The organism is Occultella aeris, from assembly GCF_902703175.1.
GTDB lineage: Bacteria > Actinomycetota > Actinomycetes > Actinomycetales > Beutenbergiaceae > Occultella > Occultella aeris.
Genome location: NZ_CACRYJ010000004.1, coordinates 168,908 through 182,130 on the forward strand (window position 1 = coordinate 168,908; position 13,223 = coordinate 182,130).

The 13,223-nt window shown below is 72.8% G+C and carries 8 protein-coding genes and 1 pseudogene; 1 reads left to right on the top strand and 8 read right to left on the bottom strand.

Annotation, left to right across the window (positions count from 1 at the left end; translation table 11 throughout):
* Positions 1-17 precede the first annotated feature (17 nt).
* Genes HALOF300_RS01000 through HALOF300_RS01025 form a run of 6 tightly spaced genes read right to left on the bottom strand, consistent with a single transcriptional unit; the run spans position 18 to position 7,998 of the window.
* The gene (locus HALOF300_RS01000) at positions 18-1,148 is read right to left on the bottom strand and encodes a phosphotransferase family protein (RefSeq protein ID WP_156738785.1); all 1,131 of its coding nucleotides are present in this window, start codon (positions 1,146-1,148) and stop codon (positions 18-20) included.
* Positions 1,145-2,446: a phosphotransferase gene (locus HALOF300_RS01005; RefSeq protein WP_156738786.1), complete on the bottom strand. Its 1,302-nt coding sequence runs from the start codon at positions 2,444-2,446 to the stop codon at positions 1,145-1,147. The genes HALOF300_RS01000 and HALOF300_RS01005 overlap by 4 nt, the downstream gene beginning before the upstream one ends.
* Positions 2,430-4,310, bottom strand: coding sequence for an ABC transporter ATP-binding protein (locus HALOF300_RS01010; protein WP_156738787.1), 1,881 nt, complete (start codon positions 4,308-4,310; stop codon positions 2,430-2,432). Before HALOF300_RS01010 ends, HALOF300_RS01005 begins: the two co-directional genes overlap by 17 nt.
* Entirely contained in the window at positions 4,297-5,523 is a 1,227-nt protein-coding gene (locus tag HALOF300_RS01015; protein ID WP_156738788.1) for a glycosyltransferase family 4 protein, read from the bottom strand. The genes HALOF300_RS01010 and HALOF300_RS01015 overlap by 14 nt, the downstream gene beginning before the upstream one ends.
* Complete coding sequence (locus tag HALOF300_RS01020) at positions 5,520-6,809, bottom strand: glycosyltransferase (protein ID WP_231954941.1); 1,290 nt, start codon at positions 6,807-6,809, stop codon at positions 5,520-5,522. Before HALOF300_RS01020 ends, HALOF300_RS01015 begins: the two co-directional genes overlap by 4 nt.
* Positions 6,796-7,998 (bottom strand): glycosyltransferase family protein, encoded by a 1,203-nt coding sequence (locus tag HALOF300_RS01025; protein ID WP_156738789.1) that lies wholly within the window; start codon positions 7,996-7,998, stop codon positions 6,796-6,798. Before HALOF300_RS01025 ends, HALOF300_RS01020 begins: the two co-directional genes overlap by 14 nt.
* 1,113 nt (positions 7,999-9,111) lie before the next feature.
* Between HALOF300_RS01025 and HALOF300_RS27190 the strand changes: the two are divergent.
* Positions 9,112-9,963: pseudogene (locus HALOF300_RS27190) on the top strand (heparinase II/III domain-containing protein); the annotation flags it as partial.
* Positions 9,964-10,266: 303 nt separating this feature from the next.
* Here the strand turns inward: HALOF300_RS27190 and HALOF300_RS01035 are convergent.
* Together HALOF300_RS01035 and HALOF300_RS01040 are read right to left on the bottom strand one after the other, a co-directional pair.
* On the bottom strand, positions 10,267-11,022 hold the full coding sequence (locus tag HALOF300_RS01035; RefSeq protein ID WP_156738791.1) for a phosphotransferase: 756 nt from the start codon (positions 11,020-11,022) through the stop codon (positions 10,267-10,269).
* 60 nt (positions 11,023-11,082) lie between these two features.
* Positions 11,083-13,032 (bottom strand): hypothetical protein, encoded by a 1,950-nt coding sequence (locus tag HALOF300_RS01040; RefSeq protein WP_156738792.1) that lies wholly within the window; start codon positions 13,030-13,032, stop codon positions 11,083-11,085.
* Between the last annotated feature and the right edge of the window lie 191 nt (positions 13,033-13,223).

The following is a 13,223-nucleotide window of genomic DNA, read 5'->3' on the forward strand; positions in this document are numbered from 1 at the left end:
CGAGCACGTGCTCCGGCTCAGCCGGAACGCTCGTCATGGAACTCCCAGGGGTCGTCGAGGACACTCGTCGCCGCGTCCGTGCTCTCGGGTCGGAAGGCGTACACGGCGAGCAGCCGCAGCCGGGTCGCCAGGGCGTAGCCGAGCAGGGTGGTCCGCTCGACGGCGGTGGGACGGTAGCCGCGCAGCACGCCGGCGGCGCAGGCGTGCGCGAGCGCCCGCGCGGTCAGGCCCTGCTTGGCGCGCAGCTCGAGGTGCACGAGCAGGTTCGCCAGATCCAGGGCCGGGTCGCCGACGGCGAGCAGGTCGAGGTCGAGGATCGCGACGTCGTCACCGGCGGTGAGCAGCTGCTTGTCGTGCAGGTCGCGGTGCAGCAGCACCGGTCGCGCGCACGGGACCAACGCGGACTCGGCCCGGGCGAGCATCGCGAGCGGCTCCGCCGAGGTCCGCGGCAGCGCCCGGTACGCCTGCGCGAGCTCCAGCCACCGCCGCGTCACTGCGATCTCGGCTGCGCCGTCGTGCGTGACGACCACGCGCGCGGGCGCCGGCACCGCGTGCAGCCGGCGCAGCACAGCCCCGACGGCGTGGCCCACCCTGGTCAGCGAGCCGGCATCGGCGTCGGGTGCGGCGAGCGCCTCGTGCAGCGTGCGTCCAGGCAGCGCGGCGGTGGTCACGCTGGTCTCGTCGGCACCGAGCACGCGCGGGGCGCTCACCCCGGCGGCAGTGACCGCGGTGAGCATGTCGAGGAGCCCGGCGGCGCGGCCGGGCCGCACCACCTTCGTGAAGACGGTGTGGCCGTCCGCCTCGTGCCGCACAACGCCGCGGCGTTCCGGGCGGTGCGCCACCACGTGCGCACCGGGTGCCGTGGCGAGGTCCTGTAGCGCCGGCAGCCGCCGGTCGGCGCCCCCGGACTGCAGGATGATGCCTTCGCCGACCCGACGGACGTGCGGTGCCGCTCCCGGCCGGCGGGCCGTGGCCGTGGCGACGTGCGCGGCCCGGTCGTGGTCGGCGAACCACTGGCCGGCGACGCTTGCCCCGGAACCGGTGCGCACCATCAGCAGCGCGTGATCGTCCTCGCGGGGCGTCGCCCGCTCGAGCGTGTGCCCGGCGCCGTGCAGGTCGTCGACCAGCTGTTCGAGCGAGCCGGTCACGACGCCACCACCAGTCGTTCGCGGACCAGGTCCTCGACCCGCAAGAGGACGTCCTCGGTCGCCTCCGCCCAGTCGCCGCGCATGCTGCGGAACGGTTCGGCGGCCCGGCGCAGGAGCTGCGCCGCGAGGTGCAGGCGCAGGCGGGTCGCGTCCAGCGCGGCCGGGTAGCCCGCCGCGACGGCGGCGATGAGCGCCTCCGGCTCCGCCGTGCCGTCGAGAACGGCCTGCGCGGCGAGGCTCGCCACGTCCACCTCGGCCGGGCCGCGAGCGGCGTGGTCGAGGTCGATCAGGGTCACCGTGCCGTCGCCGGCCCGGACCACCTGGTCGAGCGAGAAATCACCGTGCAGGCTCATCTGCCGGTCCACAGCCGCCAGGGCCCAACCACCGGAAAGGGCATCGGTGACCCGCTCGAGCCGTTCGGCCAGGCGCGGGAGCAGCATGGTCACCTGGCGGGCGGTGCGCCGCGCGGCCGAGAGGTCGGTCCGGGGGTCGCGGGTCGGGAGGTCCGCCGCGGTGGCGTGCAGGACTCCCAGGGCGGCGCCGACCGCTGCGAGGTCCCCGGCGGCGACGGAGGCCTCGAGCGCCGCGCCCGGTTGGTACTCCAGTACCGCGAGGCCGGACCTCGTGCTCCGGCCGAGCAGTCGCGGGGTCGCGGCACCGGCCCGCTCGAGCGCGCGGACGCGGTCGGTGGTGGCGGCCAGGTCGCCGGGTCGGTAGGCCCGCAGGAGCAAGTCGGTGCCCGTGTCGGAGCGCACCGCACCGACCCACCGACGCTGCGGCTTGTAGGCGAGCTGGCGCACGCCGGCGCTGGAGCGCAGACCCCCGACGGCGTCGCCCGCCACCCGCAGGACCAGCCGATCGGTGCGGGTCGGGTCGCGCAGCGCGGCAACGGCGGGCAGGTCGCGGTCGGCGACGACGGTGGTCAGGATCGCGGTCAGGTCCTGGTCGGTGGCGAGGACCGAGCCGCCCGGCGCCCGCTCGACGGTCTTGCCGAGCTTGCGGACGCCGTTCGGCCCATGGGCGGTCACGATGACGGTGCGGGTGCCCGCCGGGGTCGCGGGGACGGCCGCCAGTGCCGGCGGCAGCGGCGCAACGGCGGGGCCGCCAACGCTTATGACCTCGACGGCGGCCACGCAGCTCGTGCCCGGCTTGTACCGCAGGTACCGGGGGGCGATCCGCAGGTCCGCACCGAGCAGGTCGCTCAGCCACTCCTGCAGCGCGACCCGGTCGAGCAGCACGGGCAGCGCGGTCAGCCGCGGGTCGCGTGCGGCGAGGGCGCGGTCAGTTCGGGAGAGCAAGGCCCTGCTCCTTCCGTTCGATGTGCGCGGCGGGGTCCGTGGGTGGCGACGAGGACGCTGCGGGCGCCGCCGCGTTGGCGCCTCCGGCTCCGGCCGGTCCGGCCCGCCGGTCCATGACGGCACCCGGTCGACCCGAGTCGGTGACCACACCGCCCTCGACCCAGAACACCCGGTCGGCGTCGCGGGCGGCGGCCAGGTCGTGCGTGATGATGATGGTGGTGCGGCCCTCCGTGAGGCGGTTCATCGCCGCGAGCACCTCCTTCTCGGTGCCCTTGTCCAGGCCCGTCATGGCCTCGTCGAGGATGACGATCGGTGCGTCCCGGACCGCGGCCCGCGCGATCGCGATCCGCTGGCGCTGGCCACCGGAGAGCGTGGTGCCGCGTTCGCCCACGACGGTGTCGTAACCGTGCGGCATGGCCATGATGAAGTCGTGCGCCCCGGCCAGCCGGGCGGCGGCCTCGATCTGCGCGTCGCTCGTCCCGGGCGCGCCGTCGGCGATGTTCTCCCGGATCGTGGTCGCGAACAGCAGGCTCTCCTGGAGCACGATCGCGATCTGCGGCCGCACGGACTCCAGGGTGAGGTCGCGGACGTCGATCCCGTCGATGCAGACCTGGCCGGCCTCCGGGTCCCGGAGCCGGGACAGGAGCATCGCGAGGCTGGACTTCCCGGCCCCGGACGGTCCGACCACGGCGACCCGTTCGCCGGGCAGCACGTGCAGGTCGAGCCCGCGCAGCACCGGGTGACCCGGCGTGTAGGACATCCACACGCGACGCAGCCAGACGTCACCGCGGAACCGGCGAGCGTGCCGTGCCCAGGACGTGTTCACCACCTTCGGGGTCTCCTCCAGGACGTCGACGAGCCGTTCCCCGGAGGCTGCCGCCTGCGCGATCCGGCCGGTGTACTTGGCCAGGTCCCGCATCGGCTTGAACGCGGCCTTCAGGTAGGTGATGAAGACGACGAGTTCACCGGGGGTCAGCGCGCCGGCGAGCACACGGTTGGCTCCGATGTAGAGCACGACGGCGGTGGCCAGGCCGACCAGTACGTCCGTCTTGCGCTCGAGACCGGCGGAGAGCTTCTTGGCCTTCACACCGTCCTTGAGGGTCTTGGCGTTGTTGCTCGCGAACGCGCCGCTCATCTTGTCCTCGAGCGAGTAGGACTGGATCACGCGCATCGCGGACAGGCTTTCGGTGGCCATCGAAGCAAGTTCGCCCTCGGCCTTGCGCTGCTGCCGGGACACACCGTTGATCCGCCTGGACACCCGTGCCCCGGTGAGGAAGAAGATCGGCAGTACCGCGATCATGACGAGCGCGAGCGGGGCGTCCAGGACGAAGACCACGACGACCATGGCGATCATGGTGACGACGTTGCCGATCAGGGGCAGGGCCGCCGTGACCGCGACCTCCTTGAGCCGGCCGACGTCGGAGGTGACTCTGGCCACCAGGTCACCGGTGCGGGAGTTGTCGTGGAACGCCATCGACAGCGTCTGCAGGTGCGTGAACGCGTGGCCGCGAACCTTGGTGAGCAAGCGGTTCCCGGCGAGCGCGAACGCGATCGTCATCAGATAGGAGGCCAACGCCCGCAGCGACACCACGACCAGCAGGCCGATGCAGGCGAGGAGCAGCACCATGGGGAGGCTGGCCGGTGCCTCGCCGGCGATCTCGGCCCCGCTGGCGGCGATGACCCCGTCGAGCACGAACTTCAGCGGCCACGGCTCGAGGAGCCGCATGAGCACCTCGGCGAACATGGCCGCCAGCCCGCCCACGAGCAGGGGGCGCTCGGAGCGCAGATGCGGCGCGACGTGCTTGACGGTCCGGCGCAGCCCGGGCAGGGCACCACGCAACGTGGTGGGCTTAGACGAGCTCATGGGACTCCACGACCGCTCGCCTGTCCGTCGGCCCGCTCGTCGGCAGGTCCGTCCTCGCGGCCACGAGGCCGAGGATCCGCTCGACCACGCGGGTCCAGTCGTTCACGGCCACGCTCGCCGCGCTGCGGCGGCGCAGGTCGGCACGGCGGGCGGTGTCGGCGCGAAGGTCCACGATCGCCTCCGCGAGTGCCTCGGCGTCGCCCGGTGGCACGAGCGTGCCGAGGTCACCGTCGCCGAGCAGCGCGGGCAACCCGCCGATCCGGGACGCGACCACCGGCAGACCCGCGGCGAGGTACTCGTAGATCTTGAGCGGTGAGAAGTAGAAGTCGGCCAGCGCCGGGTACGGCGCGGTGGCGACGTCCATGCGATGCAGCAGAGCCGGCATGTCCGCAGGGTCGACGGAGCCGGTGGCCTCGACCGCATGGTCGATGCCGAGGTACACCGCGCGGTCGGCGAGTGCCCGCGCCTGCGGGCCGTGACCCGCGAGCAGCAGCCGGAACGTGGGATCGCGGCGCACCAGCAGGGCGAGGGCGTCGAGCAGCACGTCGACGCCGTGCCACGGCTTGAGGGTCCCGACGAAGCCGACCGTGAAGGTCGCGGCGTCGGCCGGGGTGACCGGCGCCTCGGCCGGGGTGATAGCCCTGGTGTCGACGCCGTTCGCGACGGTGTGCACCCGTTCGGGGGTGTGGGTGTGTGCGCGGGCCCAGTCGGCGACGGCGTCGGTGACGCAGACGACGGCGTCGGCGCGTCCGATCGCGTCCGTTGCGACGCGCTCCGCGCGGGCGACCTCGACCAGCCCCCGGTGCCGGGACGCCTCCTGCACCAGCGGCGCGTTCACCTCGAGCACCGTGCGGATGCCGTGCTCGGCCGCCCATGCGGTCGCGGTACGGCCCCAGAGGGCATACCGCTCGTAGACGAGGTCGAGCTGGCCTGCCGCGCGCAGGTCGTCGAGAACCACGGCGACCGCGGCGTCACTGTCCCGGGCGGAGCGTTCCCGTGCCGCCCGGTCCGCACCGGCAACCCCGGGCAGCAGGTGCACGGTGACGCCGCGCAGGTCCTCGGGTGGTTCGCCGTCGGTCCGGGGCGTGATCAGGTGTACCTGCGCTCCGGCGGCGGCCAGGACCCGGACGACGGCCCGGATGTGGACCGAGGCGCCCTTGCGTCCGAAGACGCCGATGCCGGGATCGGTGCTCACGTAGGCGATGCGCGTCATCGGGCCACCTCCGCAAGCTCGTGTGCCCGGATGGCGGGGCGCGCCGGTGCCGGCGGTGACATCTGGTCCGGAGTGCGGACGGCGGTCCCGGCGTACAAGGCGTGCAGCGCGGCGGCATTGCGGCGGCTGTCGAACAAGTCCTCGACCAGGAGCCGACCCGTGCTCGCGCGCTCGCGGGCGCTGTCGGGGTCCGTGAGGACCCGCTCCAGGGCGTTCGCGAGCGCGACCGGGTCGGCCTCGGGTACGAGCAGGCCGGTCTCGGCGTCGCGGACCGCCTCGGGCATGCCGGTCACGGGGGTGGCGACGACGGGGGTGCCGAGGGCGAGGGCCTCGAGAACCACGGTGGGCAGGCCGTCGCGGTTGCCGTCGGAACCGATCACACACGGTGCGGCGAACACGGCGGCGCGGGAGACGACGTCGGCCATCCGTCCCTGCGGCAACGGGCCGTGGAAGGTGACGCGGCCGGCGAGCCCGCGCGCGATGACCTGCGCGCGCAGCGCGGCCTCCTCCGGGCCGGTGCCGACGAGCTCGAGGCGCACGGGCGAGCCGCGCCGGGCCAGGAGTGCCAGCGCGTCGACGAGGTGCACGAAACCCTTCTTCTCGACGAGGCGCCCCACGCCGACGATCACGGGATCGGTGCGCGCGTCGGGCGGCGTGACGCGGTAGGCGAAAGTGTCCAGGTCCAGGCCGTTGTAGAGGCGGATCACACCCGCCGCCGCCGTGCCGTACTCGCGGCGCAGGTGGGTGAGGTTGTAGTCGCTGACGGTGATCACGAAGGCCGCGTCGGTGAGCTTGCGGGTCAGGTCCGCCGGGTCGACATCGGCGTGGAAGATGTCCTTCGCGTGCGCCGTGAAGCTGTAGCCGATGCCCGCGATGCGGGCCGCGAGCCGCGCCACCGTGGTGGAGACCGAACCGAAGTGGGCGTGCAGGTGGGTGATCCGGCGGCGGCGCACCTGAGCGGCGAGTTCGACGGCGGCCGCGGCGTCGTCCGGGGCCGCCGCGAGGAGCTCGTCGAGGTGCTGGGCGAGTTCAGGCAGGACCGGCCTCGCGGCGCTCAGCACGCGCCACACCTCGACCGCCCTGAGGTGGTGCGGCAGATAGGTCACCGGGGCGGCGACCCGGGCGAGGGCCTCGTGGAACCGGCCGTCGGCGGGGGGACGCAGCGAGAAGATCTCGAGGTCGGCGCCTCGCTCCTCGAGCGCGAGCATCTCGGTGACGATGAATGTCTCGGAGAAGCGGGGGTACATCTTCAGGACGTAGCCGATGCGGGGTTCAGGCGGGAACACGGGAGGACTCCAAGCTGGTGGGGGCGGTGAGCAGGCGGCGGGCGAGCGCGGGGACGCTGCTCAGTCCGTCGAGGTCGATCCGGTGGGGCTGCGGCCCACGGCCGACGGCCTCGGCGAGCCACGCGCCGAGGCGGCTGGGGTCGGCCCGGTCCGAGCGCATGGTGTCGAGGTTGCCGGCCTGCGCCAGCCGGTCGGCACGGATGGCCTGCTCGAGCCGGGGCCGCTCCCGCGGGACCACGAGCGCCGGCCGGGCGGAGGCGAGCACCTCGCAGACGGTGTTGTAGCCGCCCATCGTGACCACGGCACGTGCGCCGCGGATGAGGTCGAGCGTGTCCGTGACGAACTCGTGCACCTGGAGGTCGGCACGGCGGGTCGCGGCCCGGTGGACGGCGGCGCGGGCGCAGGGGTCCATGTACGGACCGGTGACCAGGACGCCGTGGTGGCCGGCCGGCAGCGGGGTCCGTGCGAACGAGCGGGCCAGGTCCGCGCCGTCCTGACCGCCACCGACCATGCACAGTACGTACGGTTCGTCCGGGGCGCCCGCGGCGGCTGCGACGCGGCCGGGCCGGGCACCGAGCGAGCGACCGCGGCCGTGACCGAGGTAGCCGGTGAAACGGATCATCCGGGCGACCGGTTCGGGGAGCCGGTACTCGGCCACCATGTCGTAGACGCCGGCGTCCCCGTAGACCCAGACCTGGTCGTAGGCGGTCAGCAGGACCGAGGTGGTGTTCGCCTCCCGCCACTCGCGCCGGGTGACGTCGGGGCTGTCCAGCACGTCGCGCAGGCCGAGCACCACGCGGGTGCGTCCGTTCCCCCGGAGCGCCCGCAGGGCGCGATCCAACTCACCGCCGAGGCCGCGTGCGACCTTGTCGACGATGAACAGGTCCGGCGTGAAGGAGGTGACCGCTGCCGCGATGAGGCGGCCGCGCAACTCGAGCACCTCGGCCAGGCTCAGGTCGAGCACGCGGGCGCCGTAACCGCCGTCGGCGTCCTTGCCCACGGTCGGCAGGGTCAGGACCTCGGTGTTCGCGGGCAGCGGGAGGGCGGTGGCCTCGGGGGCACCGGTGAGGAGGAGGACATCGGTGTGGGCGTCCGCATCGACCAGGGCGGCCGCCAGCTCGATGTTGCGCCGGATGTGTCCGAGGCCCTGGGTGTCGTGCGAGTAGAGCGCGATCCGCCGACGCGTCATCGGTCCTCCAAGTGGTCGGAGGCAGCCCGGGTCGGACTGCCGCGAGGATGACCACGATCCGGCGCGCCGGTGAAACGGAGATGAACGACGCATGAGAGGACCCTCATCTTCCGGGTCGCGCCCGGGCCACGCACGCGAGCGGGGCCGGCCTGCACGAATCCGGCGGCGTGGCGGAACGTGCAAAGGCACGCTCCGTCCGTGCATGGAGGCGTGGCGCTGCGTAAGGCGAGAATGGCTGGATGCCGACCGAAGGGATCACAGATGTCGCAGGTGAGGCAGGTGCGCGTCCCGCGGGTGCCCGGTGCGGTCGCCCGTGCTGCCGTGCGGGAGGACCTGTGGGCGCGCCGGGCCGCCGAGGAGATCCGCACACACGCCCGCGCCGCGACCGCACGCCCGACGCTGGCGGACCGGCCGGACCGGGAACGGTGGTGGCACGTGGCGTGGGATCGACTCTCCGACGTCGCCTTCAGCCATCTCCTCGAACCCGATCAGGCGCTCGCAGACTGGCTGCGCGATCAGGTCGCCTGGATCGTCGACGCCGACGCGGATGCCTGGATCGGCCCTGGCTTCCGCGAGCGGGAGAGCCCGTCCCTCGGACAACTCGAGACCGCCCACGTCGCCCTCGCACTGGCCACGGTCCTCGAGATCGCTCCGGACGCCGTCGGGAATCTGCGCGAGCGTGCCGTTCAGGCGCTGCGGACGAAGGCGCTGGGGCCGTGCGAGCGGTGGCTGCGCCGGCGCGACGAGCATGCCGACGGCGGTGGCCGGCTGAACAACTGGTACGTGGTCCTGCTCGATGGCCAGGTGGCGGCGGCGCTGCACGCCGGGGGTACGGAGGATCTGGACCGGCTGCCCGCACGGCTGCAGCGTGTGCACGACCTCTTCGAGACGGACAGTTACGGCGAGTCGCTGCAGTACTGGGGCTACGCGGCGCGGCACGCCACGGAACTGCACGCCCGCCTGACCGGGTGGCTGGACCCATCCGGTGGTGGCGATGCCGTCGCCGGGCTGGACCGCGCGGATCTGGACCGGCTGCTGCTCGAGCCGCTGGCCCGGTGCCTGCCCTGGGTCGCCGCCTCGCTGACCGCCCACTCGGACCCGGCCACGGACCGCATGCCCGGGGCGGTCAACCTCGGCGACTCCGCGCGCACCTGGCGCCCGCCCGCCGAGGTGCTGGCCGCCGTCTCCCGGCGCCCGCTGCCGCACGCCGGGCTGGCGAGTTGGCTGCTGGAGCGGTGCTATCCGGAGTCTCCGGTCCCGCTCGCCTCGGAGCTGAGCACGTTCGGCTTCTTCAACCGGGCCGGCTGGCGCGCCGTGCTCGACGCGCCGGGGCGGGTGCCCGCGGTGGCGCCCGGCGAGGCGGCCCGGGCCGTCACCTACACGGCGGGGACCACGGTCGTGCGCACCGACTGGAGCACGGTGCCCGAGACGCTCGTGGCGCTGCAGACCGGGCACGATGCGTTGCGCGCCGCTTCGCACCGGCATGCCGACGTGGGTTCCTTCGTCCTGGTCCGGCGCGGGGTCAGCCTGCTGGCGGATGCGGGGCACTGCACCTACCGCCTGGCCGCCTACCGGGACGCGACGGCTGCGACCAGCCACAGCACGTGGACGTTCAGCGACCCGTCCGGGCCGATCGAGCAACATCAGGTCACGGCGGTGCCCGGACGGCCGGAGCCGGGCGAGGTCGCCGCGCTCGGGCAGACGCCGCTCGGGCCACTGCGCAGCGTCGGCGTCGACGTCGCGTCCGCGTATGACGCACCGATCTCGACGGCGCGGCGCACCTGGCACGTGCTGGTGCCGCACGTCGTCGTCGTGGTCGACGAGATCACCGCGGACCGCCCGGTCGAGATGCACACGCGGTTCGTCACCGACAACAGCGACGATGACCTGTCCACCCACGTCGCGACCGGATCGCGCGTCGTCATCCGTCGCCGCGGCCAGGCCGCGAAGATCCTCAGGCTCGATGCGCGCACCGACGGGGCCGAGTCCGCTGCTCCGGTCGTGCTGTCGGCGACGGCCCTGCACGACGTGTACGACCCGCTACCCCTCGCTCCCGGCCAGGGCCGCGAGGGCAGCGGCGTGGTGCAGACCTTCAGCACCGCAGGGTCCGGCCGGACGCACCGCGCCGTCTACGCGATCATCGCCGACGACGAACCCCGGATCCGTGGGTGGCACGCGCACATCGAGGACGACCGGGCGGTCATCAGCAGCCCCGAGGGCACGGTCGTGGAGATCACGGTCGGGCGGTCCGTCCCGACCGAGGTCCGTTCAGCTGAGCGTCGGGGTCAGCGCCTCGCGCCAGACCTCGCGATGCCGGGCGACGTACCGGTGCACGGCCCGCCAGTGGTCGCCGTGGCCGGCGATGAACATGGAGCCCCAGGGCTCCCGGCCACAGCGATGTGAGGTCTCGAGGAGGTCATACATCGCCGCGGTCCGGCGGACGATGGCATCCGGCAGTCGCGTGCGCACGGCGGGGTCGGCGGCGTAGCCGTCGACGAGTGCGGCGAGTCTGCGAGCCGCGATGGCGGGCGCCTGCGTGGTGTCGGAGAGTGTGAAGGCCTGAGCGCTGTAGGCCAGGTCCCACAGGCGGGTGCTCGGTGCGGCGCCGTCCCAGTCGATGAACGTCCACCGCTCGCCGATGAGCAGGTTCCACGGGGTCAGGTCGTTGTGGCAGATCAGGTCATCGCCAGGAGCGGGGATCGCGATGTCCCAGGGCGCGTCCGGGGTGGGGCGGAACGCCGCGGCGGCGTCGTGGATGGCACGGACGAGGCGACCTACCCGGGTCAGCTCGACCGGGGTGAGCGGGTCGGCGCCGAGCGCCAGTCGGCCGGGGACGAACTCGAGGATCTGTCGACCGCGCTCGTCGCGGCCGAGCACCTCGGGCACGTCCACGCCGGCGTCGCGCACGGTGTCCATGAAGGCATGGACGTGCGCGGTCGCCTCCGTCCAGGGCTTGCGCACGGTCGCGCCGACCCGCACCACCTCGCTGACGTTGCCGCCCGCCAGGGTCTCCTCGTCAGCCATGGACCGAGGCTAGCTCGGTCCGCCCGCCATCGATCCACGGCCGACGTGGCTGGCGACCTGCTACGGGCGGATCTGCAGCCTGTAGGTGAGCGACGTGCCCACGCTCGAGATGTCGAGATTGGTGATGACCCGTCGTTGGGTCCCGCCGAAGAGCGTGACGGCCGTCGGCGTGATGCTCATGTCCACGGCGCCGCCGTCGCCGATCGTCAGGTCGAACGTGCTGCCGCCGCGGCGGATCCGCACGCCCCGGGCCACGGCCGACCCGGCGCCCTCGGCGAGCGTCTCAGCATCGCCGACGAGGAAGCTGACCGTGTCGCTCGGCCCGACGACGAGCGGGACCCGCTCGGTGAAGGAGGTCTCGGCCGGTGCGTCGACAACGATCCTGACGCACTCAGGCAGGCACCGGAACGTGCGGTGGATCCGGTCGCCGGCGTCGGCGTAGGTGTAGGTGAACGGGAGGCTCTGGTGATACCGCCCACCGGTCTGGACGGTGCTGACCGACGCATCGGTGTAACCGTCGGCGAGGATCGTGGTCCACGCACTCTCGGTCCCCATCTGGGTGGCCACGAAGGCCCCGGTGGCGTGGTGGTAGAAGAACGACGGGCCGCGGACCACCCGTGGCGAGAGGGCCCGACCATGATGCGTAGCGAAGTAGTACCCGGCGCGCTTGGTGAACACGTAGTGCGCGTCGAACCGTTCGTCGGACCGGGCCTCGACGAAGGAATCGGAGCCCATGTACGGGAACGCCGCGATCGCCGTCTGCCGCTCGAGCACGGTCGGGTAGACCGGCTCGTCCACGGTGAGGCGGAGGTTCTGCGGGGCCGTGCCACCGGCGCTGAGCCTGGTCACCTCGACCCCCCCGTCAGCCCAGGCGTGCTGCAGCGCCGCGAGGTGCTCGGCGGGCCAGTTGAGGGCCCGGACCACGTGCGACTCGTTGAAGATGTTCAGGTGGTCGGGGTAGTTGCTCGTGTCGGCCTCACGTAGGGCGGCCAGCGACCGCATCGACGTGCGGCTGGAGATGCCGTTCACGGTCCAGCCGGCGCCGTCGGGCTCCCAGAGGTAGTTGTACTGGCACCAGTCGAGGTGCTTGAGCGCGATCTGTCGGTAGCGATCGTCGCCGGTGCGTTCGTAGGCGACGGCGAGGTCCCGGAGCGCGGTGTAGAGGGAGTAGTGGGCGTCGAAGGCGGCGTACTCGTACATGTAGCCGGCCCCCTGGCTCTGACCGTTCGCCATCAGGTAGTCGAGCCGCTCGTGGTACGAGGCCTCGATGTGCGGGGGCATCAGATGCAGGAATGCCGAGATCCCGGTCATCCCCCCGATGATCTGGTTCACGTACCGCATGCCCGCGTCCCAGACGTCCGCGACGGTCGGGTCGAGCAGGTACTCGGCGCCGAGCTGAAGCGAGGCAAGCACCTCCGCACGGACCTCTGGGTCCCAGCCGACCTCCTCCATCATGACCGCCGCCTCACCGAGGTAGATCAGGCCGAACCCGGTCGCCGCCCGGTTCTTGTCGGTGTAGCTGTAGGCGGGCCACCACCCCTCGGGTCCCTGGAGCCGGAGGTAGTAGCGCATCGCTGCGTACACGTGATCGCGGAGAACCGGGTCGAGGTAGTACGGGTTCCAGTCCGCCTCGTGTGTGTAGAAGAACGCCAGGGTGTAGACGGACTCCTGGTTCCGCGCGTTCCACGGGTCCGGGGCGTAGGCGGAGTAACCACCGTTGAACCACCCGACCGTCTCGGGGTCGGTGTCCTCCATGTTGTTCGCGATGTCGGCGAGGCTCACGAAGTACTGGGTGATGCGCTGCTCCTGGGGCGTGAACAGCGAACGGTCGAGCGTGGCGATGTCGTACGGGTCCATGTCCGGGATGGGCAGGGTTAGCACGTCCCCGATGTCGGCTGCCGCCGGGCGGGCCCGGCTGGCGAGGGCGATGCCCGCGACGCCGGCTGCGCTCATGCGCAACAGCGTGCGGCGGGAGAACGGGAGGGTGACGGCGGATTCCTGGCTGTGCACGGTATCTCCTTCGATGACGTGACGGACGCCCTGTGGGCGCAACTCACCGGCGCACGGGGCGATGATCCGTGCGCTGCCGATGAGAGGCCGCGACCTCTGATGTCGCGTTGCATCAACGTAGCGAGCGGCTGGGAACCCGCGCAAGGGCCGAGGTGGAAGAGACTGCTGGAGCAGTTGGCTGGACGGGCGGC

Coding starts and splice junctions, on each gene's coding strand:
- HALOF300_RS01010 (WP_156738787.1), bottom strand. CDS start 4,310: ATGAGCTCGTCTAAGCCCACCACGTTGCGTGGTGCCCTGCCCGGGCTG.
- HALOF300_RS01015 (WP_156738788.1), bottom strand. CDS start 5,523: ATGACGCGCATCGCCTACGTGAGCACCGATCCCGGCATCGGCGTCTTC.
- HALOF300_RS01025 (WP_156738789.1), bottom strand. CDS start 7,998: ATGACGCGTCGGCGGATCGCGCTCTACTCGCACGACACCCAGGGCCTC.
- HALOF300_RS01035 (WP_156738791.1), bottom strand. CDS start 11,022: ATGGCTGACGAGGAGACCCTGGCGGGCGGCAACGTCAGCGAGGTGGTG.